Annotated in this window: 24 protein-coding genes; 8 read left to right on the top strand and 16 right to left on the bottom strand. The window is 37.4% G+C overall.

Annotation, left to right across the window (positions count from 1 at the left end; all coding sequences use genetic code 11):
- Window positions 1-128: 128 nt before the first annotated feature.
- The gene (locus PR767_RS12090; RefSeq protein WP_272520386.1) at window positions 129-1325 is read left to right on the top strand and encodes a glycine C-acetyltransferase; all 1197 of its coding nucleotides are present in this window, start codon (window positions 129-131) and stop codon (window positions 1323-1325) included.
- 10 nt (window positions 1326-1335) lie between these two features.
- The gene (tdh, locus tag PR767_RS12095; protein WP_004906937.1) at window positions 1336-2361 is read left to right on the top strand and encodes an L-threonine 3-dehydrogenase; all 1026 of its coding nucleotides are present in this window, start codon (window positions 1336-1338) and stop codon (window positions 2359-2361) included.
- 61 nt (window positions 2362-2422) lie between these two features.
- Here the strand turns inward: tdh and PR767_RS12100 are convergent, their stop codons facing one another.
- Both PR767_RS12100 and envC read right to left on the bottom strand, forming a co-directional pair.
- Window positions 2423-3481, bottom strand: coding sequence for a divergent polysaccharide deacetylase family protein (locus tag PR767_RS12100; RefSeq protein WP_210850486.1), 1059 nt, complete (start codon window positions 3479-3481; stop codon window positions 2423-2425).
- A gap of 30 nt (window positions 3482-3511) precedes the next feature.
- Window positions 3512-4801 (bottom strand): murein hydrolase activator EnvC, encoded by a 1290-nt coding sequence (envC, locus tag PR767_RS12105; RefSeq protein WP_115168198.1) that lies wholly within the window; start codon window positions 4799-4801, stop codon window positions 3512-3514.
- Window positions 4802-5234: 433 nt separating this feature from the next.
- Between envC and PR767_RS12110 the strand changes: the two genes are divergently transcribed.
- The 6 genes from PR767_RS12110 to PR767_RS12135 all read left to right on the top strand — a co-directional run bounded on the left by PR767_RS12110 (window position 5235) and on the right by PR767_RS12135 (window position 8907).
- A complete protein-coding gene (locus tag PR767_RS12110; RefSeq protein WP_004265159.1) occupies window positions 5235-5672 on the top strand; it encodes a rhodanese-like domain-containing protein in 438 nt (145 codons plus the stop codon).
- 129 nt (window positions 5673-5801) lie between these two features.
- Window positions 5802-6278, top strand: a complete 477-nt coding sequence (gene secB / locus PR767_RS12115; protein ID WP_004906947.1) for a protein-export chaperone SecB — start codon at window positions 5802-5804, stop codon at window positions 6276-6278.
- Window positions 6278-7306 (top strand): NAD(P)H-dependent glycerol-3-phosphate dehydrogenase, encoded by a 1029-nt coding sequence (gene gpsA / locus PR767_RS12120; protein ID WP_004265161.1) that lies wholly within the window; start codon window positions 6278-6280, stop codon window positions 7304-7306. Before secB ends, gpsA begins: the two co-directional genes overlap by 1 nt.
- A 23-nt stretch (window positions 7307-7329) precedes the next feature.
- Window positions 7330-8151 (top strand): serine O-acetyltransferase, encoded by an 822-nt coding sequence (gene cysE, locus PR767_RS12125; RefSeq protein WP_004906950.1) that lies wholly within the window; start codon window positions 7330-7332, stop codon window positions 8149-8151.
- A gap of 151 nt (window positions 8152-8302) precedes the next feature.
- Window positions 8303-8548: an AbrB/MazE/SpoVT family DNA-binding domain-containing protein gene (locus tag PR767_RS12130; protein WP_004906951.1), complete on the top strand. Its 246-nt coding sequence runs from the start codon at window positions 8303-8305 to the stop codon at window positions 8546-8548.
- A complete protein-coding gene (locus tag PR767_RS12135) occupies window positions 8545-8907 on the top strand; it encodes a type II toxin-antitoxin system PemK/MazF family toxin (RefSeq protein ID WP_196719876.1) in 363 nt (120 codons plus the stop codon). The genes PR767_RS12130 and PR767_RS12135 overlap by 4 nt, the downstream gene beginning before the upstream one ends.
- A 29-nt stretch (window positions 8908-8936) precedes the next feature.
- On the opposite strand, the gene trmL is transcribed toward PR767_RS12135, so the two are convergent.
- The 14 genes from trmL to PR767_RS12200 all read right to left on the bottom strand — a co-directional run bounded on the left by trmL (window position 8937) and on the right by PR767_RS12200 (window position 25363).
- The gene (trmL, locus tag PR767_RS12140; RefSeq protein WP_272520388.1) at window positions 8937-9440 is read right to left on the bottom strand and encodes a tRNA (uridine(34)/cytosine(34)/5-carboxymethylaminomethyluridine(34)-2'-O)-methyltransferase TrmL; all 504 of its coding nucleotides are present in this window, start codon (window positions 9438-9440) and stop codon (window positions 8937-8939) included.
- A gap of 159 nt (window positions 9441-9599) precedes the next feature.
- Window positions 9600-10625, bottom strand: a complete 1026-nt coding sequence (galE, locus tag PR767_RS12145; protein WP_210782371.1) for a UDP-glucose 4-epimerase GalE — start codon at window positions 10623-10625, stop codon at window positions 9600-9602.
- A gap of 17 nt (window positions 10626-10642) precedes the next feature.
- Window positions 10643-12721 (bottom strand): polysaccharide biosynthesis tyrosine autokinase, encoded by a 2079-nt coding sequence (locus PR767_RS12150; RefSeq protein ID WP_272520389.1) that lies wholly within the window; start codon window positions 12719-12721, stop codon window positions 10643-10645.
- A gap of 35 nt (window positions 12722-12756) precedes the next feature.
- Window positions 12757-13185 (bottom strand): arsenate reductase/protein-tyrosine-phosphatase family protein, encoded by a 429-nt coding sequence (locus tag PR767_RS12155; RefSeq protein ID WP_004906960.1) that lies wholly within the window; start codon window positions 13183-13185, stop codon window positions 12757-12759.
- 5 nt (window positions 13186-13190) lie between these two features.
- A complete protein-coding gene (locus PR767_RS12160) occupies window positions 13191-14336 on the bottom strand; it encodes a polysaccharide export protein (RefSeq protein WP_272515900.1) in 1146 nt (381 codons plus the stop codon).
- 48 nt (window positions 14337-14384) lie between these two features.
- On the bottom strand, window positions 14385-15332 hold the full coding sequence (locus tag PR767_RS12165; RefSeq protein ID WP_117162988.1) for an NAD-dependent epimerase/dehydratase family protein: 948 nt from the start codon (window positions 15330-15332) through the stop codon (window positions 14385-14387).
- Between the two features lie 3 nt (window positions 15333-15335).
- Window positions 15336-16070 (bottom strand): glycosyltransferase family 2 protein, encoded by a 735-nt coding sequence (locus PR767_RS12170; protein ID WP_117162989.1) that lies wholly within the window; start codon window positions 16068-16070, stop codon window positions 15336-15338.
- Between the two features lie 121 nt (window positions 16071-16191).
- On the bottom strand, window positions 16192-17001 hold the full coding sequence (locus PR767_RS12175; protein WP_117162990.1) for a glycosyltransferase: 810 nt from the start codon (window positions 16999-17001) through the stop codon (window positions 16192-16194).
- Between the two features lie 52 nt (window positions 17002-17053).
- Complete coding sequence (locus PR767_RS12180; protein ID WP_117162991.1) at window positions 17054-17794, bottom strand: glycosyltransferase family 2 protein; 741 nt, start codon at window positions 17792-17794, stop codon at window positions 17054-17056.
- A gap of 332 nt (window positions 17795-18126) precedes the next feature.
- On the bottom strand, window positions 18127-19188 hold the full coding sequence (locus PR767_RS21270; protein WP_117162992.1) for an EpsG family protein: 1062 nt from the start codon (window positions 19186-19188) through the stop codon (window positions 18127-18129).
- A 209-nt stretch (window positions 19189-19397) separates the two neighbouring features.
- On the bottom strand, window positions 19398-20402 hold the full coding sequence (locus PR767_RS12185) for a glycosyltransferase family 2 protein (protein WP_117162993.1): 1005 nt from the start codon (window positions 20400-20402) through the stop codon (window positions 19398-19400).
- Window positions 20389-21942: a lipopolysaccharide biosynthesis protein gene (locus tag PR767_RS12190; protein ID WP_117162994.1), complete on the bottom strand. Its 1554-nt coding sequence runs from the start codon at window positions 21940-21942 to the stop codon at window positions 20389-20391. The genes PR767_RS12185 and PR767_RS12190 overlap by 14 nt, the downstream gene beginning before the upstream one ends.
- Window positions 21943-22035: 93 nt before the next feature.
- The gene (locus tag PR767_RS12195; RefSeq protein ID WP_117162995.1) at window positions 22036-23169 is read right to left on the bottom strand and encodes a polysaccharide pyruvyl transferase family protein; all 1134 of its coding nucleotides are present in this window, start codon (window positions 23167-23169) and stop codon (window positions 22036-22038) included.
- Window positions 23170-23923: 754 nt separating this feature from the next.
- The gene (locus PR767_RS12200; RefSeq protein WP_117162996.1) at window positions 23924-25363 is read right to left on the bottom strand and encodes a capsule assembly Wzi family protein; all 1440 of its coding nucleotides are present in this window, start codon (window positions 25361-25363) and stop codon (window positions 23924-23926) included.
- Window positions 25364-25669: the final 306 nt, after the last annotated feature.

Here is a 25669-nt window from a genome sequence, read left to right on the forward strand (position 1 = left end):
ACACTTAAATGAGAACAAGGGAAATATCGTGATCTTGGCTACAAACTTAACTTATTTATGCTGTGAATATCGCTACGTGTAGAGACTATTATTAAACTCAATTAATAGTCACTTTACAGGAAGAAATCATGTCAGAAAGATTTTATCAGCAGATTCAAGAGCAATTGGTACAAATTGAAGCCGACGGGTTATTTAAAAACGAACGCATTATTACGACTTCACAAGGTGCTGACATTGAAATTGCAGGTGGCCAGCGAGTTATTAATTTCTGTGCTAACAATTATCTTGGTCTTGCAAGCCACCCCGAACTCATCGAGGCCGCTAAACAAGGAATGGATAGCCATGGTTTTGGGATGGCGTCTGTGCGCTTTATTTGTGGAACGCAAGACAGCCACAAAACTTTAGAGCGTAAATTGGCGGATTTTCTGGGTATGGAAGATGCGATCCTTTACTCATCCTGTTTTGATGCAAATGGTGGGCTGTTTGAAACCTTATTAGGGCCGGAAGATGCCATTATTTCAGATGCATTAAATCATGCATCAATTATTGATGGGGTTAGGTTAAGTAAGGCTAAACGCTACCGTTACAGCAATAACAATATGGTGGAATTAAAAGCACGTTTAGAGGAAGCCAAAACAGCAGGGGCTCGCCATATTTTGATTGCCACAGATGGTGTGTTCTCGATGGATGGTGTTATCGCGGATTTAAAATCCATTTGTGACCTTGCCGACGAATACCAAGCATTGGTGATGGTGGATGATTCACATGCTGTTGGTTTTGTTGGGGAAAATGGCCGTGGTAGCCATGAGTATTGCGATGTAATGGGGCGTATCGATATTATCACGGGGACATTAGGTAAAGCCCTCGGCGGTGCATCCGGTGGTTATACGGCAGCGAAAAAAGAGGTCGTTGAATGGCTGCGTCAGCGTTCTCGCCCTTATTTATTTTCGAACTCACTCGCTCCTGCAATTGTAGCCGCATCTATCAAAGTGATCGATATGATGAAAGAAGGTCATTCATTACGTGAGAAGTTATGGCGTAATGCTGTGTTATTTAGGGAAAAAATGACAGCAGCGGGTTTCACCTTGGCTGGAGCAGACCATGCCATCATCCCAGTCATGTTAGGTGAAGCTAAACTTGCCCAAATTTTTGCAGAAGAGTTACTTGATGAAGGTATTTATGTCACGGGCTTTTTCTATCCTGTTGTACCGCAAGGTCTGGCACGTATTCGCACTCAGATGTCTGCAGCGCATAGTGAGGAGGATATTTTACACGCTGTTGATGCATTCACCCGCATTGGTAGAAAACTAAAAATAATCAAATAAAAGGTCTTTTATGAAAGCACTGTCCAAACTGAAAGCTGAACCAGGTATATGGATGACGGATGTTCCGAAACCGGAACTCGGGCACAATGATGTGATGATCAAAATTCGTAAAACTGCGATTTGTGGTACGGATGTACATATCTATAACTGGGATGAATGGTCACAAAAAACTATTCCTGTTCCAATGGTTGTCGGTCATGAGTATATAGGGGAAATTGTTGCAATTGGGCAGGAAGTCAAAGGCTTTAAAATTGGTGACCGAGTGTCAGGGGAAGGGCATATTACTTGTGGCCATTGTCGAAATTGTCGCGGCGGGCGTACCCATCTTTGCCGCAATACAATTGGAGTTGGGGTTAACCGAGAAGGGTGTTTTGCTGAATATTTGGTGATCCCCGCATTTAATGCTTTTAAAATTCCCGATAACATTCCTGATGAAATAGCGGCGATTTTTGACCCATTTGGTAACGCAGTTCATACGGCACTTTCCTTTGATTTAGTGGGGGAAGATGTGCTGGTTTCCGGCGCTGGGCCTATTGGCATCATGGCAGCCGCAGTGTGCCGACATGTGGGAGCACGACATGTTGTTATCACGGATGTGAATGATTATCGACTTGAACTCGCGAAAAAAATGGGGGTTTCCCGTGCCGTGAACGTCAGTCGTGAAAATTTAAAAGACGTGATGAACGAATTGGGAATGAAAGAAGGTTTTGATGTTGCATTAGAAGTTTCTGGTGCTCCAGCCGCTTTTCAGACCATGTTAGACACCATGAACCACGGTGGCAGAATCGCCCTATTAGGGATTCCTCCTGCCTCAATGGCAACGGATTGGAGCCAAGTGATCTTTAAAGGGTTATTTATTAAAGGGATCTACGGCCGAGAAATGTTCGAAACATGGTACAAAATGGCGACACTCATTCAATCTGGTTTAGATTTATCACCAATTATCACTCATCAATTCCCCATTGATGAGTTCCAAAAAGGCTTTGATATCATGCGTTCAGGCCAATCTGGTAAAGTGATTTTAAACTGGGATTAAATTTTTATCATATCCAGTCCCCTTCTTGGCTTTTGCACTAAGAAGGGGGAATACAAATGGCTTACTGCTGTTGCTTGAAAAGCGGGCGTTTTTGCGCTTTATCGCCCGAAACCAGCAGGGGTTGTAAAGCCTTATCGTTATAAATACTCTCAACAACAAACATAATAAAATCAATTCCCTGTCGCTTAGAGGTTGGTAATGTAAACTCACATATACCGAGCTCTTGCGGAATAATCACATTTTCTGGTTGGCTAACGGTCTCAGGTTGCCCAATAACAGCTTCTTCGGTTGGCGCTGTTTTTATTTCATTTTGCATTGGTTGTTCGGACTGAGGCTGTGCCTTCTTCGCTTCTTCAGATAACATTCTTAATGATGTTGATTGTTTAGTTTTAGATTGAGGGCTTAGCAGAGCACTAACGGCAACTAATTCAACATCAGCAGGAAGTTGGGCAAGGTATTTTTGCAAGGCTCGAACGGTAGATGGGTGCGGATGGCCAATGGCAACCGCACTGCCGTGTTTACGCGCGTAAGCAACGGCTTTATTCAACTGAGTGCGGGTTTCTTCTTCCGATTGGTGGTTATCAATAAAAATATGGCGACGTAACGTGGGAACGCTGTACTCTTTGGCAGCATTACCTGCTTGAGTATTGCCAATAGTCACGCTATCGAGGAAAAACAAGTTTGACTTTGACAGGCTGTGCATCACATGGCGCATTCCTGCCAAGTTAGACGTCATCTCACTTCCCATATGGTTATTCATACCTTTTGCATAGGGAACCCGGCTTATCGCATTTTTAATAATACGGTCAATTTCCTCTGAACTCATCGATGGGGCCAATGTGTCTTTCTCTAATGGTTGCTTGCTCAATGGTTTCATTGGCATGTGAATGAGAATATCACGTCCTTGCTGATGCGCTTTTTCTGCGACTTCACGGCCATGAGGTGAGCTTGGCAAAATGGCAATAGTCACCGCTGGGGATAAGGCTAAAATTTGGTTATCTTCCTTGACGCGATATCCGAAATCGTCAATCACAATCGCTAATTTTGCAGCACTCACCGGTAGACACATCATCAATAATGAGAAGAGAATGAGTGGCCGAAAGGGAAAGTGCTTCAACATAATGTTATCCTAATTAATTGAATTTAAAATTTATCGTCCTAACCATGGACGAGGGTTCACGGTTTTACCTTGTCTGCGAATTTCAAAATAGAGGGCAGGACGTTCTTGGCCGCCACTGCTACCCACTAAGGCGATAGGTTGGCCCGCTCTAACCTCTTGGCCAACATTCACTAAGGCACTTTGGTTATAACCATACAGGCTCATATCCCCTTTACCGTGCTCAACGACGACAACGAGCCCATAGCCTTGCAACCAGTCAGCCAGTAACACACGCCCATCAGCGATGGCTTTGACTTGCGTTCCTTCATTAGCGGCGATAACCATGCCTTTCCAACGTAGTTCGCTGGAAATGACATCACCGTAGTTATGAAGCAATGAGCCGCGAACTGGCCAAATAGCTTGCCCAGCAGGGCGCCCTAAACCGCCAGTACGGGACATCAGTGAACGTTCACTCTCTGACGGTTTATAGGTTGAGCCTTTTTGTTTGGCTTGGCGCTCTTTTTCAGCGACTTGTGCGCGAATACGTGCCGCTTCTTTTGCCTCTCGCTCTGCTCTGGCCTTAGCTTCACGTTCGGCGCGAGCAATTTTGTCGCGTAATCTCGCTTCGTTTTGTTTTAGAACAGCAAGATTTTTTTGGTCTTCTTTTAATGTACTTTCAAGGGCATTTAAGGTTTTTTGCCGTGAAGCACGTGCATTATCCAACTTTCGTTTTTCTTGTTGCTGGCGAGCCAGCGTTGTTTTTTGTTCGGCTTGTTTTTTTTGTTCGAGTTGTTTTTGTTCTTGTAGCTCTTTAGTGGTTTCTTCTAATGCGGCAATGTTTTTTTCACGCGCCTGATTTAAATAGCTGTAATAGGCCAAAATACGTTCTTCTCGCTGGCCTTCTTCACCTTTGAACATGAGGGTTAACCCTTGGTGTTTACCTAACCGGAAGGCAGCGTCTAGTTGGTCAGCTAATAATTTTTCTTGTTGTTGTTTTTTGGTTTGTAGCTGCTTGATATTGCTATTTAAGGAAACAATTTCTTTATCTAATTGTTTTAGCTGATTTTGAGTTTCATGCAGGCTACGCCCTGCGGCGGAAATGCTTTGCTCTTGTTGTTTAAGTTGTTCAAGCAGTGCTGAGCGCTTGGCTTGTTGTTCTTTTACGCTTTTTTCTTTTTCAGCAATACTTTTGAGTAAATCATGTAATTGCCCTTTATTTTCAGTGATCTGGTTGGCAAACACAGTTTGTGTTGGGGCGAGCGCAAGCAACCCTAACCCAAAGAGAGCGCTAATAGCCTGACGAATAAATGAAATTTTCATTCGATGATGTGTATTGGCCATCGTGATAAATCACCTCAATTAAATGCAATAACTGATTATTTCATCTGCAAGTGATGGTTTCCAGCACTGTCTAACAAATAGTATTGAAAACATTTATAAATTCGGACTTTTGCCCTGAATCAGAACTATATTAAGTCAAATAACACAGTTTTATTATCACTGATTTATTTTGTATAGCCAGTATTCAATACTTTTTTCTTATTCACTGCCTATTTGAAGCACGATTTAGACCTGTTTCGCACGTTTATGATAAAATATTTGCGTACCGCTTCGAAACAGAAAAGCGATTTTTCACTGAACGGTGTTAATTTTGCGTGCCTTAGCGCAAAAAAAATAAGCTAGTTTGCGGGAATTGGCTGTAATTAGCTCAACACAAAGGTATACTCAGAACCCTTTGATATTCGTTTTTAACTAACGGGAGTGATTGCCCCCCATGATCCAAGAAATCATGCAATTTGTAAGCCGGAACATGTTATTGAGTCTGGTTTGGATAGCGCTATTAGTTGCTGTGGTTGTTATGACCTTTAAAGGCCTTTTCTCTAAAACGAAAGTGATTGCTCGTTCACAAGCGATTACACTGATTAATAAAGAAGAGGCGGTTGTTGTCGATTTACGTTCTCGCGATGATTTCCGTAAAGGGCACATTATTGATTCTATTAACTTAACACCGTCTGAAATTAAAGAGAATAATTTAGGTGAATTAGAAAAACACAAACAGAAACCAGTGATTATCGTTTCTGCGAGTGGTATGGAATCAGGTAAACCTGCTGAACAGCTGGCACAACACGGTTTTGAAAAAGTCTTTGTCCTGAAAGAAGGGATCTCTGGCTGGGCAGGTGAAAACCTTCCGCTAGCTCGTGGTAAGAAGTAGTTATCCAGCATGTATTTGCTCCCAAGTTATATTCGCAGTATGTGACTTGGGTAGCGCAATGCAGCGAACACCCCTGTAGCTCAAAGAATGACAGGGAAAATTCATATGGAAGTTAAAGGTACATAAACTATGTCAGAACAAAACAACTCAGAAATGGTTTTTCAAATTCAACGCATTTATGCAAAAGACGTTTCATTTGAAGCACCTAATGCACCACACATCTTTCAACACGAGTGGCAGCCAGAAATTAAATTAGATTTAGATACTTCTTCAACTCAGCTGTCTGAAGGTGTTTATGAAGTTGTTTTACGCGTCACAACGACTGCAACTTTAGGTGAAGAAACCGCTTTCCTGTGTGAAGTCCAGCAAGCGGGTGTTTTCTCTATCGAAGGTATTGAAGGTACTCAAATGGCACATTGCTTAGGTGCATATTGCCCGAACATCCTGTTCCCATATGCACGTGAAGCAATCACTAGCTTAGTGGGCCGTGGTACATTCCCACAATTGAACTTAGCGCCAGTTAACTTTGATGCACTGTTCATGAACTATTTACAGCAGCAACAAGGTGAACAAGCGCAGAACTCAGAAGCTCAACAGGACGCTTAATGAATACTGCTTCAATGACAGTGATCGGTGCCGGCTCGTACGGCACCGCTTTAGCCATTACGCTTGCACGTAATGCACATCAGGTTGTGTTATGGGGCCATGACCCAAAACACATTCATCAATTAGAACAAGATCGCAGTAATCAGGCGTTTTTGCCTGGCGTTTCTTTTCCTGATAGTTTATCTCTCGAAACGGACTTAAAACGCGCCGTTGAGGCGAGCCCCAATATCTTGATTGTGGTACCGAGCCATGTTTTTGGTGATGTACTAAAACAAATCCAGCCATACTTACGCGCAGACTCCCGTATTATTTGGGCGACTAAAGGCTTAGAAAGGGATACTGGCCGTTTGTTGCAAGAAGTGGCACGTGAGGTATTAGGTAATGAAATTCCTCTGGCTGTGTTGTCCGGTCCAACGTTTGCAAAAGAGCTCGCCGCAGGTTTACCAACAGCAATTTCTGTTGCCGCAAGCGATAGCCAATTTGGTGATGACTTACAAAAGTTATTCCATTGCGGCAAGAGCTTTCGCGTCTATAAGAACCCGGATATGGTTGGGGTGCAACTGGGCGGTGCAGTAAAAAACGTGATTGCTATTGGTGCCGGTATTTCTGATGGCATGGGCTTTGGTGCGAATGCACGTACTGCATTGATTACCCGCGGTTTAGCTGAAATGAGTCGTTTAGGTGCAGCTTTGGGAGCAGACCCTGCAACTTTTATGGGTATGGCAGGCTTAGGTGACCTTGTGTTAACGTGTACAGATAACCAATCCCGTAACCGCCGTTTTGGTATGATGCTAGGTGATGGCGTTAGCGTTGAAGATGCAGAAAAAGAGATTGGCCAAGTCGTTGAAGGCTATCGTAATACCAAAGAAGTCCGCGCACTGGCTGAGCGGGCAGGTGTTGAAATGCCAATTACTGAGCAAATTTATCAAATCCTTTACCGCCATAAAAATGTGTTAGAGGCGGCGCAAGCACTACTAGGGCGTGCGACGAAAGATGAAATTGCTGATATGCCAAAGCTGCATGATTAATAAAAATAGATAGGTGAGTGATTATGTCGCGTGAAGAACTGGATAGAATTTGGGGTTTCATTAAAGATGAAGCGAAGTCTCTTGCGGACTGCGAACCACTCCTCGCCAGCTTTTTTAACGCGACATTGTTAAAGCACGACAATTTAGGCAGTGCGCTCAGCTATATGCTAGCCAATAAACTGAGCTCGCCGATTATGCCAGCGCTTGAAGTGCGTGAAATTGTTGAAGAAGCTTATCGCAATGACGAAGGCATGATTTTCTCTGCAGCAATGGACTTAGCCGCGGTTCGCCTACGTGACCCTGCCGTTGATAAATATTCCACTCCATTATTGTATTTGAAAGGTTTCCACGCCTTGCAAGCCTATCGCATCGGTAATTGGCTGTGGAAAGAAGGCCGCCAAGCGCTGGCGGTTTACCTGCAAAATCAAATTTCTGTATCATTTGGGGTCGATATCCACCCAGCCGCCCGTATTGGTTGTGGCATCATGCTTGACCATGCAACTGGCATCGTGATTGGGGAAACGGCCATTGTCGAAAATGATGTATCAATCCTACAATCCGTCACACTCGGTGGTACCGGGAAAACCTGTGGTGACCGCCACCCGAAAGTGAGGGAAGGGGTGATGATTGGTGCAGGGGCAAAAATACTCGGTAATATTGAAATTGGCCGCGGCGCAAAAATTGGTGCAGGTTCAGTTGTGCTTCATCCAGTTCCACCGCACACCACAGTGGCAGGGGTTCCCGCACGTATTGTCGGCAAACCCACCAGTGATAAACCGTCCTTAGAAATGGATCAAAACTTTAATGGCAGTATTTGGGGTTTTGAAGATGGGGATGGGATTTGAGTTGTGAGGGTTCTAGTTCGATCGTTTTCATTTTTGATTTCCTTCATTTGTATATAAATCGACCAAAAATTTGCTTTAACCTCAATGAAGTTATACAATGTTTATACATTGAGAAACTAATATACTCAAAAATAAGTATGGGGTAAGAGAAATGAGCGTTGCTATAAAAAAATGGGGAAATAGCCAAGGCATTGTTATCCCATCAGCTATCTTAAAACAATTAGGTATTGAGGTTGGTCAACGTCTTGATATTTCTGTTAATAACGGTAATTTGGTTCTTTCTCCCAAAAAGAAGATAAGGATGTTTTCTGAAGCTTATTTGCTTGACAATATGAATGAATATAATAGTCATTCAGATGAACTTGCTCAAATTAATGATATGGAAATTGGTGAATGAGTAAAAGTTACATACCAAGGCGAAATGATATTATTTGGTTAGATTTTGACCCAACGAAAGGAAAAGAAATAGGAAAATATCGGCCTGCACTCGTTTTATCCAGTGTGGAATATAATAAAAAATCAGGCTTGGTAATTTGTTGTCCTATTAGCACAAGCATTAGAGGGCACATAACAGAAGTAGGGATAAATAATCTTGATACTCAGTGTGTTGCTGCGGCAAACCTTATTCAAACACTATCTTGGAAAGATAGAAGTATGAAGTTTGGGGTAGTTGCTGATGAGGGGGTTCTTGATGGTGTGCTCGCAAGGTTGATCCCATTAATTGGTGGAGAGCATTTTTTTATTGATTCAAACTAAAGGAACTCAAACTGAGCTCCTTTTATAATCTAGTCCTTTAGCAGCGCCCCTGCATACCCCAACTGCCTCCATGCTTCAAACACAACCACTGCCACAGAGTTGGATAAATTCATACTGCGGCTGTCTGCCAACATAGGAATACGAATTTTCTGCTCCATTGGCATGTTATCTAGCACATAAGGCGGTAAGCCGCGAGTTTCAGGGCCAAACATCAAATAGTCATTTTGTTGGTAGCTGACATTGCTGTGGCTTGGTTTACCTTTAGTGGTTAAGGCAAACACGCGAGCCCCACTTTCAGATTGGTTATTATCCGAGTTTAGCCCTTCACTTTTTAAAAAAGTAAAATAATCATGGTGGTGCTTGATATCGGCAAATTCGCTATAGTCCAACCCTGCACGGCGTAAGCGTTTATCATCCCATGTAAACCCAAGAGGGTGAATAAGATGCAAATCAAAGCCAGTATTAGCACAAAGACGAATGATATTGCCAGTATTTGGCGGTATTTCTGGTTCGAATAAAACAATGTGTGGCATAACGTTAAGCTGATATTTTTGATAAGAAATGATGGGAAGAGTTTACGCGCAAATGGGTTTGTTTTCATGTGGAACTTTTATTTGTACTGTAAAAATTATTTGAACCCTGAAAACAAAAAACGAGCCATAAAGGCTCGTCTCTGAAATAACTCGTTGAGGTTAGCTATTATAACCATTAGGGTTCATGGACTGCCAACGCCAGCTATCATTCACCATATCTTGAATAGAATACTGCGCCTTCCAGTTTAAATCTTTCAACGCTTTTTCTGGGCTAGACCAGCATTCCGCAATATCACCGGGGCGTCTTGCTACAATCTCATATTTAATTGGCTTGCCTGCTGCTTTTTCAAAAGCAGTAATAATTTCCAGCACACTTGTGCCAGTTCCTGTACCAAGATTGTAAACATGTAATCCTGCTTGTTGGCTAACTTTATTCAGTGCGGCAATATGGCCATCGGCCAAATCCATCACGTGAATATAATCACGAACGCCAGTGCCATCCGGTGTTGGGTAATCATTACCAAATACCATGACTTGTGGGCGGCGGCCTACAGCGACTTGTGAAACAAACGGTGCCAAATTATTTGGAATACCTTGCGGGTCTTCCCCCATGGTTCCGGATGGGTGTGCGCCAACAGGGTTAAAGTAACGCAGCAATGTTAGTGACCAATCATCTTCCGCAGTATATAAATCCGAAAGGATACGCTCAACCATATACTTACTGGTTCCATATGGGTTGGTGGTCCCACCGACTTTGGAATTTTCTGTTAATGGTACTTCTTCAGGGTCGCCATAAACGGTTGCCGATGAACTAAAAATCAGGCTTTTAACACCCGCTTTTTTCATGCTTTCCACTAATACCAGTGTGCCATTGACGTTAACATCATAGTATTCAATCGGTTTCTGTACTGACTCACCAACAGCTTTTAACCCAGCAAAGTGAATGACGGAATGAATTTGATGATTAGCAAAAATAGACTCTAAAATTTGGCCATCACGCACATCACCTTGGTAAAAAACTGGCTTAACACCTGTGATAGCTTCAATACGGTTAAGCACCTCAAGGTTAGCATTATGCAAGTTATCTAAAATAACCGGCTGCATCCCTTGCTGGATCATCTGTACACAGGTATGGCTACCAATGTAGCCAAGACCACCAGTAACGAGAACGTGTTGATTATTCATCTCAATATTCCTGAGTCTTAATATTCGTAATGGTAGTTATAATCGTCAGATCTTGCATCGATACCATTCAAGATCACACCCGTAATTTCGATATCATTTTGCTTAAAGCGTTTCAGTGATAAATCGACATCTTTCACGGTATTCACCCCGTAGAAAGCAATCAGTAATGAAGTACCGACATATTTACCAATAATCGCCGAGTCAGTAATTGCTAAGATTGGTGCGGTATCGATCACCACAATATCGTATTGGTTTTTGACTTTATCCAGTAACTGCTTAAAGCGCTCACCCATTAATAACTCAGACGAGTGAGTAACATTTTTACCACGGCAAATCACATCGAGGTTTTCAATTACGTTGGCATGAATAGTGGGTGATTCTATGCTTTGCTGTGACAGATATTCAGATAAGCCCGCTTTATTGCTTAAGCCAAAGGCTTTGTGCAAACGGCCTTTACGTAAGTCAGTGTCAATTAATAACACTTTCTTACCTGCGTTAGCCAGTACCACCGCCATATTGGAGGTAACAAAACTTTTCCCCACACCTGGCGATGCACTAGTCACCATCACCAGGTTGTTACCTTGGTTCATAACCGAGAAGTACACGCTGGTACGTAATGAACGGATAGCTTCAACGGCGGTATCTGCTGGGTTTTCTATCGCTAATGGGCTCTTATTGCCTGCTTCAATCAGTTTTTTCTCATGGGCTGAGAAAGGAATGGTAGCGTAGACGTTGACACCCAATGCATCGATATCTTCCGTGCTCTTAATTTTATTATTAAAGAACTCGCGAGCAATCACATACGCGCAGCCGACAATAAAGCCAAGGATAGTGGCAAGAGCAACAATCAGTGATTTTTTTGGTGCTACAGCATTTGGTTGTGACTCCGCGGAGTCAATAATACGCACATCGGCAGTAATACCAGAGTTCAATACGCTGAGCTCTTGTTGTTTCGCGACTAATTGAGCGTAAATCGCTTGTTCTGCTTCAACATCACGAGTTAAACGGACGATTTCTTGTTGGGTATTCGGTAATTTTTGAATATTTTTACTAATTTTTTCTTTCTCACGTAACAACTGTTGGCGTTTATCTAACAGGGACTGATAAGCGGGGTGGTTACGAGTATATAACTGTTGAATTTCCACTTCTTTGAAGGTCAACTCATTGAGTTTCTCTTCGACCTGCAAAGCAGTATCTAAAGCCGCTTTAGCTTCTAAAGAAAGGTCAATCGATTCATTCTTTTTGCGAAAGGCATTGAGCTGGTTTTCGTAGTTATCTAATTTCTTTTTAATAGTCGGTAAATAGCCATCTAAGAACACGAGTGTATTGTTGGTGACTTCTTTTTTACGTTCGGTATTTTGGTCTACATAGTTTTGGATAACACTGTTGAGAATGTTAACATTCTCAGTCTTATTCGCCCCTTTAATGGCTAAACTGATAATACCGGTACCTTTGCCCACTTCCGCGATGGTTAGGGTATTGCGTAAGTTTTCAATGGTAGAGTAACGGGCATTTTTGATTAACGAAAACTCTTCACCAGTTTCAGCTGCGAAACTGGAAATTAATAAGTTAATTTCCCCTTGTTTGAGCACTTCACCGACTTTACCTTGCAAGACTTGGCCATCCACATTGAGGGAATAATTATTATCCCCCAGATACGTCAGGATTAATGGCTCACCAACTAAGTTTTCAGGTAATTGAAATAGGGAAATATGGACGGGAGCCACTTCACCAAGTAACTTACTGACAAAGCCTTCAGGGGCTGCTTGAGTGTCTAAGTTCAAGTCTGCAACGGTTTTACCTAACACCATGCGGGACTTGATGACTTCAATTTCAGAGTCGACTTGGTTATTGCTGTTACCAAATGGCATGACATCACTCATTTGGTCGAGTAATGAAACCTGACCTAATTTGTCATACTGTAAGGTCGCATTCGCTTGGTATATGGGGGTTGCTAATAAACTGTATGCAATGGCGATAGCCGCAAAAATAACAGTAAAAAACCCAATTTTAATGGTGTTGGATTTCAAAACTTTAAACAGAGCGAGCAGATCGATTTCATCTGAGGCAGGGGAGCTATTTTTTGTTGTGTTCATAATAGGTTAAATGTTAAGTCATCCAATAAATAAAATTAAATTTTGCCTTGCCAAGCAATCGCGGCTTTTTCCATCAACTGGTAAACATGTTCAAACATTTCATCGCTGCGTTTGTGCGGGTCAGGAATTTCGGTTTTATTGATCCATTGCCCAAATAACATCACCTTACCGCGAGTTTCAGGAAACTGCTGGTGGATTTTAGCAATATGATCGTTTTCCATCACTAGGATTAAGTCTGCTTTATGGCATATTTCGCTGGTTAATCGACGTGATTGATGGTTTTCAAGGGAAAGGCTATGTTGCTCGGCAATCCGGATGGCACTGTCATAAGCAGGCATATCATTTTTAGCGATAATACCTGCCGAATGAACAGTTTTTTCGGGAAAATACTGTTGTAATAAACGCTCCCCCGTAGGAGAGCGGCAGATATTTCCCATACAAACAACGAGAATATTATTAAACATATCGATTACCAGTCGTGAATACGCTTGGTACCTTCGGTTAACTGATTATAAGTTGCGATAGTTGGTAACAGTTGGGTAATCAAACGGTTCCAACGTACTACAGGCGCAGCGGTAACATACACTAAGTCATAAGGCTGCAGTTTAAATTCAGTACCCATTACAAGCGATGTCGCATCTGATAGGTCTAACTGATAAACAGCGGCCATTTTTTTCGGTAATAGAGCTTCGAGTTCTTTGTCTTCTGTTGGTTGGTTTTTAATTGGGCGGATAACAAATACACCTGTTGCATTAGCAGTGGATTGGTCAATACCTCGAGCTTTACTTAGCGCTTCTGTAATGCTCATACCGGCACGGTCGATAGTTAAGGTGTCTGGTTGACCCACTTCCCCCATCACAAATACTTTTTGGCTATCATTCCGCGGCACATACAGCACATCACCCGGTAGCATCAGGTAGTTTTGGGTTAAATCACCATACTGAACTAAATCTTGTAATGACACTTTAATTTCTTTGCCGTTACGGGTAAGAACGACATTATCCCAATCGGCTTTTTCGGTTAAGCCACCGGCATTATTAAAGGCTTCTAAGATAGTTAGTGGCACGTTGGTAATTGGCAAGGTACCTGGTTTTGCCACTTCACCCGACACATACATTTTTTGTGAACGGAAGGCGGCGATACTGACATCCACTTGTGGGGATTCAATATAGGTGGCTAAACGGTTGCTGATCAGAGTACGGATTTCAGTGACGGTTTTACCGATCACTTTGACTTTACCAATATACGGGTAGTAGATAGTCCCATCGGAATGTACCCAGTTACCGGAGTCTTGCGCACTACGGTAAGAACCCGCAGGGATAGTCAATTCAGGGTGGTCCCAAACCGTAATGGTTAATACATCACCCGCACCCACGCGGTATTCATAGTGAGTCAACTGCTTTTCTAACTGTGCATTCGGTTTAGCAATGGTGGGCGCGGTGTACATATCATCTAACAATTTTGGTGAAATGGGGTAGATATCAACCAATTTGGTAATATCACGGTCACCGGTATCAACCACATTTTTGCCTGAGGTTGATATATAGGCACCGGGGGTGACGGTGCAGCCCGTTAATGCGGTTAGCATGAGTACAGCAACAGAAAGACGCTTCATAAATACACTCTATCCCTATAGCAATATGGTTAAAGGCACTCGCCTATTTTATTTGAATTCGTATTGAACTGTATTAGCGATACCTTTTTCCAGTGTAACTGGTGGTGTAAATGAGGTATCAGCAATGTAGTTTGATTTAAATTGTGTTCTTGCACAGAATTTTTTCACTCTAATACTGCTGACAGGAAACTCTTTGCCTGTCACTTTAGAAAGAATGTCAAAACAGTAACCACCTAATATCCCGATTGGGTAAGGAACGCGAATATTTGATTTTGGTTTATCTAACGCACCACAAATGACAGTGGTTAGTTCATTCATGGTAAAGTCAGGCTTATCAATATAATTGAAAACATGTTTTCCGGTTGTAAACGTGGTCGCAAAATAAATAAATGCGGCGACATTTTCAACATAAGCCATCGATTTTTGGTTATTCCCTGCTCCGATCATTAAGAAACGGCCTGAAGCAATTTGGCAGAATAAATTATAGACGTTACCACGGTTATTTTCACCAAAAACAACCGTTGGTCGAATAGTGACTAAAATATTATCTGCTGACTTTGCTTGCCATGCATCATAGACATATTCGGCTTCAAGTTTTGATTTGCCATAGTCATTAAACGGATGGTATTCACCGTCTTCGCCAGTTTCTTTTTCAACAAAGCCATAAACAGCGACAGAAGAGGTAAATACAATATGTTTAATGCCAAGCTGCTCAGCCACATCACAGACATTTTTAGCACCATCAACATTCACTTCATAGTAAAGGCTAATTGGGTGCACATTATCTTTATGTTGAGCAGATAAATTAATAATAACATCACTGCCTTTTAATGGCTCAACAAGTGTTTCGGGTTTGGTAACATCACCAAACTCCCACTTTTCAGGGTGAGTTTCACTTTTTTGAATATCAACAATTTTAAAGTCGATATTTTGCGATTTTAATTGATTAGAAAGACGGGTGCCGATAAAACCAGAACCACCGATTATTGTAAGCATAGTTTATCTTCTTTTCTTTAATGCGTTTAAAATGTAATGTGAAAAATAATATAGTGACTTTATGTTAGATAGTTTCAATTCGTTTCTATAAATTGACCATTGCCATTTTATTGTTTTAAGCTTATTCGATGAAAGAGATGTATTTGAAACTCTGTATTTCGCCAACACTTCTTGAATACAAAAAGCTTCATCTGTTTTTTTTAATATTTCTAGCCACATAACATAATCTTCATGTCCAACTTTTTTTTGAAAAACTTTTCCTATGCTATGAGTATTATATGTGCCAGTTAGATTGCCAATGAAATTAGATTTAAGCATGGATGTATATTTAATAATATCAGGTGACTGCCTTAGGCTTAGGTCAGAGTCATTATTAAAGGTAATATAATTAGAACAAACAACATCATAACCTTCATATAACTTATTTAATTGACATTCCAATTTCTTAGGTAACCATAAATCATCACTATCAAGAAAGGATATATACTTTCCTGTACAATGTTGTATTCCTAAATTTCGAGCATATGCTACTCCAGAATTTTTAGGTGTTTCTAGATAAACTATTCGCTCATCATTAAAGGATAAAATTATATCTTTAGAGTTATCAGTGGAGGAATCATTGATTACATATAATTTAAAATTAGAATAAGTTTGATTTAGCACGGAATATATGCTGTCAGATACTGTTTCCTCTGAATTGAAAACAGGCATTATAATAGAAAATTTCTCATTCATCATTTTTATTAGATACTAAATGTTAATTAAAATACATAGAGAAATATACTGTTCTATAGTATATTTTTGTAATTAAATATTTTTAACGTAATAATTCATTGTTAAAGGTTATATTATGATATATTTACAATTTATTAGCATGAAAGAATTTTGAAAACATATTTAAAATACACATTCTAGGGCTAAACATAATTTTATTATTATGGATGAATTTAAAGTAATCATGAGCATAAATTTGTTTTTTTAATATTCTGGATAATGACATCTTACTAGAGTCATTAGAACCATGTATGAGTCTAAAAATACACTCGTCAATATATTCTACATCATGATGATCTAAAAGGCATGCTAACATATTTAATCTTGAATCAAGCCAAACATCATCGAATCTATCATCAAAAATATATTGCTTATTAGTAAGAAGAAACTCGCCAGAAACTATAATTGAAGATGTTACAGATATTGATGGGAATAAATTTTTGCTTTTAAGAACAGTTCTTTTTATTTTAACGTCACTTATTATACCATCTCTAGTAATATTTTTCACGGTTGTAAAACAGATTTTTTTTGATTTTATTTTTTCTATAAAGCTAGAATCTAAAGTAGAAAACCTACAGTAATCATCCGCATCCATTAACCAATAGTGTTCAGAAGTAGAAAAAAAATTACTATTCATTACGTTATTTAAGCTTTCAATCTGGCCCAAATATGGTTTTTCCCTTCCTTTATTAGGTTTATTGCTTTCAAAAATAAATATATTCTCAATGTTAAATTTTGTTATAACATTATTGACCATTTTCAAACTATGGTCAGTAGAACCATCATCACAAATAAGAATTCTAAATTGCGGGTTATTGAATAAGACCTGCATTTCACTTAAGAGTTTCTTTAAAAACTCAGAATAGTTCCAATTAAAAACCACTATATTTAACAAGTTATACCCCTAGCTAACTATAAGCTACATATATTTTTCTACGAAAATACTTTTATTTGTACAAGTTTTCAACCAAATTGTGGCTATTGAGGTCGTTAATGTAACGAATTCTCTTAAAATGAATAAAACAAGGTGTAAAGATAGTAGATCTAAATTGCTCCCACTTTGACAGTTTGTAATTGAATCTTAGTTCTTCGTATAGATTCCCATCAGCGAAGGTAAAAGACGAATCATTTTTGAATACATATCTTTCAAAAGACAGTTTCATTCCATAAAGTTCGACACCTTTAAATATTATAACTCTTTTTCCTTGTTTAAGCTTACATTGAATTTTTTTTAGAGCTAATGGGGTATACAATAAGTGTGCATCAGCTTTCATTACATAATCTGAAGTTGCTTTAGAAAAAGCAAATGTATAGTAGGCAGCTAGTGAATTAGATGCAGATAAATTTCTATGATAATTTTCACCAGCAATAGCCAATTTGTTCTTATAAGAATAAATTTTTATATTACAAATATCTTTAAAGTATTCTTGTAGTTTATAGCATATTTCTAAAGAACTATCTGATGAATCATTGTCAACTATAATAATCTCAGTACATATTGGGGCTATAGACATGACTGATGTTTCTATATATGTTTCTGCATTTTTGATTCTAAATACAGCAGATAGAGATGGTATTTTTTTTCTGTTCAATATTAGTTTTTTTTGAAAATTGCCCACTTGATTATCAAATTCCAATCTTTTTTTTGTTTTTTTTAGTTCCAGTTTAAACATATTTAAAGCTGACATAGAAAACCTTATTAGTTAAAAATATCATATTATTCAATATACTGACAATAGGGTTAATTGATTTTTTTCTATATATCAGAATTATAGTTGAATTTAATAACTGCCAGTTGGATAGTAAGTGAAATATAATTAAATTAGTGTTTCAGGTATGGTGTTAATCGGCGACGTGGTTTCTATAGAAATCTTAATTAAAATTGGTTGTCAATATTTATTGAATCTAATATAAAAATACAATGTTACTTTTTATTTTTTAATTATAATATTATCTCAGCGATAAAATCATCATTAAATAAAAAAAGTCAATGGTGAAATATTAGAGTTATTTGGGAAAGTTAATTGAAGATGTAACTTTGATACAAAAACTCAGCTTTAGCTAGAAACGTGACTTTAGCTAAATATGGTAAGGTACAATATATAAAGATAAATAGAAACTCGAAAGTTTTCTTGTTCTGTAATGCATTGATTAATAAATAGAATAAAGGGAAAATAACGAAAAACCAAAAATAGCTTGCTAACCTTGAGAGCAGTGGGATATCTAGCCCCATAGTAAATGACCAGAAAGTTACTATGAATATAGCGATACAAAAGTTTAAATAGCTTGAGTGAACCTGTTTATTTTTATTGAAGGTAATAAAAAAATATAAAATCAAGGGGAGGTAATATAGTTTTGTTATTATGGTTGATATGTCCAAAGGTTGAAAAAAATCCCCCTCTAAGTATGAGCTATATTTCATGCTGGTTATTTCAAGTATAAATGGAACTGACTGTGATAGAAGCAAGAAAAATGGTAAACTTAGAATGAACAATAGAAAAGGATGACGTAATATAAATCTTATAAAAGGCTTAATAAAAAATAAAGTAAAGAAAACAATAGCCGTAGAGTGAAATGTCATAGCCAATAAACAACCAGTAATATAATTTTTGTATCTTTGCTCGTAAAGAGAAATGGTCAATAATGGTAATAACGTTAAAGCGGCATACTGGCGTATTAAATTTAATTGATTATTATATATATTTGTTACAGTGATAAATAGAGCAAAGAACAACCATAGAGTAATGTGATATTTTCTTAGTTTTATAAAATAAAGAAAGATAAAAACTGACTGTATAAAAGAAAATAATATGAATATGAACTGAGGTGGTAGTTCTAAATTGCTTAATATTATGTTGGAATAATAAAAAAAGAACTCTCCTGAGTTAAAGTACCTTTCTAAAGTCCATGGATTCTCATATATATATATATATGAAGGGTAGTCAGTTCCAACATTATATTGCAATCCAGCTATTAAAAAATAAACAATAAATGCAGGAAGGTATGATATAAAGCTGGGTTTGTAATTTTTTATTATATAAAAATAAAAAGTACAGAAGAAAAGCAAGAATATAAATACCATATTTGTTATTTTTCTTTTTGTGTTAAGTTAAATGGAAATATGCTGGTTTTCATATAAGAGTATATTAAAGAAAGAATACATTTAAACTAATGATAGAGATGAAATATATCCTATCTAATAGAATGAGTGATTTTAAAAAGCTTTAATCGAGTAGTATAAATACTTATAGACAACTTCATCTTAGTCTTTTCTTTTAATTCGGGCTTGATTCAATTATCATTTTTCACACCGAATTTTTTAATTAGCGAGATTGAATTAACAGCAAAGGCTGGGCTTATTGAAAAAAAGGTTATTTTTATTTTATCAGCAAGGCTGAAATGCCCAAATATAAAATAATAATAATGTTTTCTAAGGTAAGATATATATTCTTTAACTTCTTTTGAATATAATTCTCTTTCCCCTGTAATGTATATTGTATGTAAGGCTAAATATGTTGTTATATATTTATGATAAATAATGGATAGGTCAATTATTTTAGACTTTAGAATTTTATTCTGATCAATGTTATCTATTGCTCGTAATGCATTAATATATTTAGGAATGTTTACAACTGTAGTTGCGCTTTGTTGATTATCTTTTCGGTAATTATATACCTTTTTACTTCCTACACATACTTTATTAGCTTTTTGTGCCGCCGTGACTATAAAGTTTAATCCCTCACCCATATAAAGTTTTTCAGGAAATGTTATATTATTATTAATGATGAATGCTTTTAAAAATAATTTATTCCAGCAACCAATTTCAATTTTTCCTGGGTAAAGTAGTTCTGACGCAGCTTTTTCAGGACTCCAAACTTCAACATTATCTATTAATTCATCTGAGTATATTTGTGAGTTTGGAAATAGCTGGCAATTTTTAGACATTGTGAACTCAGCTCCGGTATTGATGGCTAGGCTCATCATATATTCAACATAATCTGAAGATAGGTAATCATCGCCATCGACAAAAACTAAATATTCACCTTTAGATTGTTCAATTCCTAGATTTCTTGCATGGCTAACCCCACGATTTTTGGTATGAATAACTTTAATCCGTTGATCGGTTAAGCTAATTTCTTCAGCAATACTACCTGATTTATCAGGTGAACCATCATCAATTAAAATTATTTCAATGTTTTTATATGTTTGCCCTATTATTGAATAGATGCATTTGCCTATAAATGCTTCGACATTGTACATAGGTACTATAATTGAAACCAGTTTAGTATTTTTCATTATTTTTTCGCAAATTTAATTTTTTAGCCATTATCAATAAAATAGAATTCACTTCTTTTTTCTCCTGTCTATTCAAACTAAATAAATAAGACATGGTAATATATGAGAGTAAACTAAAGATTATTGTTAAGAAAACTCCATCTAGCATGAAATAATCTATCACTCCATATAGCAATAAATTAGTTGCCAAAAATGGGAAAACCATTCTAAATATTACGTTTTTTATATACCATGATATTTTCACTGAAAGTATTTCACTGAAAAACCAAATCTTCATTATACCTGTAATTATTTCTATAAAAATCAAAAGATAAAGGACATAATATATAGAAAAATTATAATGCAGCAAAATATATGAAATGGGAAGAACAATCAAAGCGGTTGAACCAATAACCATTTGAAATCTTTTTATTTTACCAACGGCTTGAACTGCAGGGGTAACACCAACCGTTAGCTGATTTATTAAATTAGCAAATAAGAAAAATATAGTAAATAAGACTACATACTGAGGAATAATACCTAACCATAACTCTATTAGATTCGGTAGTATATATAAACACGGTATGGTAACAAGAGCTACTAAAAAGAAACCTATTTTGCTTGCAGCGACTGAGACATGAATAGCTCTTTCTCTGTTTGACCTACCTTCACTTTTCATTATTTGAGGGTTCATAGCTGATAATAATGTTTGTGATAGGTTTTTTACTTGTCCATTTACTTGAAAGGCTATTCCATAAGCTGCATTCATTTTGGCACCAAAAAACTTATTAATAACTATATTTATTCCCTGAGTATTTAGTACATAGCACAGGTTGGTGTATAGATTCCATAGTGCAAAAAAAGTCATTTCTTTTAATAAGTGAATGTCCGTGATAGAGTTAATATTACATTCGCTGTATTTTTTACTACAGTAAACTAAGTAACAGAAAAAAATAATAATATTTATGCTTGCAAGAATAATAGAAAATGCAATAAGGCGATATTCTTCTGCTACTAAGTGAAGGGTTATTGAAAATGCCAGTAGCAAAAAAGCTTTAAAAACTAGGATGAAAGCGTCGATTTTAAAGTTTTCGTGTGATACAAGTAATGCATTGAATGGAACTGTAATAATGGTGAAAAAAATTGAGATAATAACGCCACTGTATAAGTAATAAGTTCGCCCTATTAGACTTACATTAATATTTAAGAAATTATTTATGAGTGGAAACATAGTTCCAAATAATATAATTACTAAAACTAAACCAATGAGGATATGTAATAATAAGCTACTTTTAAATATTTTTTTTAGATTTTGTATATCTCCAGTACCTTGATGAAAAGATAGATATCGCTGTGTCGAAACAGTCATGGCTGAGTTTAAAAATGCAAGTATTGTCACGACTCCAGTGACTAATGCATAAATGCCAAATTGTTCAATTCCTAATGCTTCGATCAAATACCTCACTGTTAGAAGAGAAAAAATTGTTGTGCAGAAGATTCTTAAGTAAGAAATTATTGAATTGAACAGAATTTTGACATTTTCACTTTTGTTTCTTTCCATTATTATGCCTAAATTTAGCTACAAAATAAAAACGTCAGTTTAAAGATGTTTTATTTTTGATTTTAAAGTTTCCAATATAATTAAAAATTAATTTTAGTCAGATAAAGAATTTTTTAAATATTCGAATGAGTCCGACCTGAGTTTTTCTAAATTTAGTTGTTCTTTTTCTACATTATATACAGGCTGTATATCATCAAAAGGTTTATTCAAAGGAACAAGACAGTGCTCAATTTCTAGTTTGTGCAATAATGATACTTGCCTATCATCAGTCGTATCTAAACTATCAATCACAGAGTACAACGGAATTCCAAAGTTTACAGCAAATGCAGTACCGTGGAAGGATGATGTTACAACATATGAAGATTTTTCAAATAATTCAATAAAATCTTCAGCACCTATATCATGACAGATCTCGTAGTTAATTCTAAATGAACTTGGAATTTTACTGAAAGAATATACTTTTAGTCCCGTTTTTTCTTGAAGGTTTTTTAGTAGTTGATAAATATATGGAGTTACGTCAAAGGAATGTGTAATTAAATAGAATACTATATAACTATTATCAGAATATTTTGAATCTCTATTTTTTGAGAATAAAGACCATTCATTTCTATTCATCATCAATGTTGGGTCTAATGTTACATTAGCTTCTTTCCCAATAAGTTCTCTTATAATTTTATTTCCACCAGAATCTCTTATTGCGAGATTGTCATATTCTAACAGGAATTTTTTAAATAAAGATTTATATTTTTCTTCTAAATTATTACCAGCAAGACTGGCTGAGAATGAAATCTTCTTTGCATTATCAGGTGCAAACGCTAGTAAAAAAGTATCATCTCCTTTTGTATGCTTAGGATTCCATGTTTGGTCACTTCCTGTGAGGTAAATATCATAAATGGGCGGGTCATTTTTAATCTCTGTTGGATTGTTATATCTTTTTGATAAGTTTAAATATTTATTAATAGCCTTATTCAGCTTTATTTTTTTTCTATGTCCAGGTTTAATACCTAGTTTATAAACTATATTTGATATATTTTTTTTGATTCCCCTTGCACCGACGATACCTCTTTCAATATGCCACTCATTAGGAAATTGATAATCAATAATATCACATTCGAACCCTAATTTTTCTATTACATACTGAGTTGCATACGCTTGTAAAAATGAGCCATAGTTAACTACTTCATGCATTGTAACTACGCCAACTTTCGTTAATGCTTTTTTTTCCATTTTATTTAATTCACTTCACATTCATGATGATATTAGAAGTATAAAAAATACTATCTATGTAGTGTTTTTTATTTTTAGGGGAATGAAACTTAATTAATACAACAAAAAATTAATAAAAAGTACTACTAACAACTAATATTTGGTTGGGGTAGTTACTTTTTTAATTTTTAATACCCATAGCTACCGCACTGGGTTGTCGGGCCCCAGAGCACCATTGAATTTGTAAACGCATACTTATCAATTGAAAACATTGCATTTTTTGCTAACTTGCTCAATTGATAAGCAAAGCTTATTGTTTTTTTACCGCCAAAGGGTATGCCTCAGCATTTATTTGGTCAAGTAAAAAGCGATTAATAATACCATTAAAGCTAGTTACTGACTATCACTGCGATAGCGTTAGAGAATAGTCCTAACACAATCACCAATAGAATAAGTTATTTTAAATTATTAGGTTATAATCCTATTCTTACGCTTTGTACGCGATTAAATATTTAAGTTAAGTTATTCCTTGTATATCATTGCTTTTAGTGTGGGTTCAATAAAAGCCAGATCCTAATATTTCTATATTTATCCGAATTCCGCGTAGGAATAGATTAATAAAATGCTTAATTGATTATATTAATTAACTTGGTTGTCATAAGGGATTATATGAATGGCATATTTTTGGCTAGAATAATAATGTTCGAGGGATAAAAAAACGGATTATGCTAAAAACATAACCCGTTTTTGATAAAATATGCTTAATATCTGCTAACTACCACTTAAACGGCACGTTTACCGTAACGGCAGCGCCTAAATCATTGCGTGTTTCGTAATCAGTTTTAGATACCCAAACTTTCGCATCAGTGCTGACGTCATTGTCAAAGTTATGCCACCAACCGAAATCAACGCCTTTGATGGTTTCTGATTTAGGGAACAACTTGTTGCCTTCAAAGTTAGATTTATTCACTTTCGCGTACATCAAGCGAGAACTGACGCGGTTGTCATCATCGAGAGTGTATTCCACTTTGGTGGTGAGCATGCGCCCGTCGCCGCCCATCGCGTGGCCTAGTGATGCACCTTGTTGGTAATAACCATTTTTGTAGATAAAGTGGCGATACATTACGCCGTCTTTGTCCCACTCAGTATGGGTGTTCGCGCCTTCAATGTACCAATTTAATGGTTGGCCCCATAGTGTGTGATAACCTTCGATACCACCCATAAAGGCGTTTTTCGATGGGAAAAGGTTGGCTTCATCTTCACCGACCATTTGGCCATATAGGCTGACAGGTAGGTCGATTAATGGGTAAAGTTTCAGTTTGAAGTCTAAACCTGCCAGTTGGTTACCCGGGTCATCGTTATAGTCGCCAGTATTATCCCTACCGCCCATAGCATTCCAGAAAGAATTCCAGTTATTAGGGCGGCCATCGCCTCCCCACATGACCACGCGAGAACCACCGAGTTCGAAGAAGTCAGTTGGGTTCATGGTCATACGTAAACCAATCAGTTTAGTGTTGGGTTGGGAAGAATATTGTTTGATTTGCCCTGCGGTGAGCTGGTATTGCCATGAACCAATCCAAGAAAGCCATGGAGTTTCAAATGGGCTTTGGTCAGCACGTTGAATTAAGAAGCCAGTAACAGGGCGAGCCGCATCGGTACGAATTAAGCTACCATCGTGGCCCGGTCCCCACCATTGTGGGATTTCACCAAAGGATACCCATTGGTTCCAAATTTTTACACCACCATATGAGCCATTGAGGTTGTAATCAGAACCATTTTCAACGCGTAAAGCACGTTCACCATTTGCGGTGAGGTTTAAGTCTACGTCATCAGTGCTGTAGTTACCTGAAACGGTATAGCGAATATCACTATATTCACTCTGGGCAAAGCCCTGTGGCATAGAGTTGTGGCTAGATGCAAGGTGAGTTTCTAGTTGAACACTGTTTTTCTTACGGTCAAGGTTCTTTTTAATGCGCTGAATAATGGCTTCTTGTTCGCTATTAGTAATATTTGCATTATTTAAAGAACGTGTGATTTCTTCTTGGGATAGTGGCCAAGTTGATAAGCTAATTTGGATGACGTTACGTTCAGAAAGCCAAGCAAGGTCGCTGCGTAAGTTGTTATCGGGTAGAACTAATCCCCCCGCAACGCTTTGTGCACTTATGGCGCCGAACACAGCAAGTATGGCTAGCTTAGTGAGCTTGAATTTTTTCATTGATAAATCCATTTGAAGTTGAGTTCGCCTAATATTGAACAGGTTAATAAGGGAAAACCTGTAAATTAAATAAAGTTAAAATATGATTATTATCAGCCCACATTATAAGTATCTTAATTTGCATTGAGTTGGGCTTCTGTGCTTTCTATGAATATCAATTATCACACTTTAACTAAGTAAAACAGAATATCAGATTAATATAGTCGGTGTAGAAGTTAGTAACATATTAAGATATAAAACGATATACTTTTTGTTGGATTACCACATGGTTAATTTTAAGTATTCTTCTCTATTATTCTTTTTTTA

Origin of the sequence: Providencia sp. PROV223 (assembly GCF_028479245.1) — a bacterium.
GTDB classification, from domain to species: domain Bacteria; phylum Pseudomonadota; class Gammaproteobacteria; order Enterobacterales; family Enterobacteriaceae; genus Providencia; species Providencia rettgeri.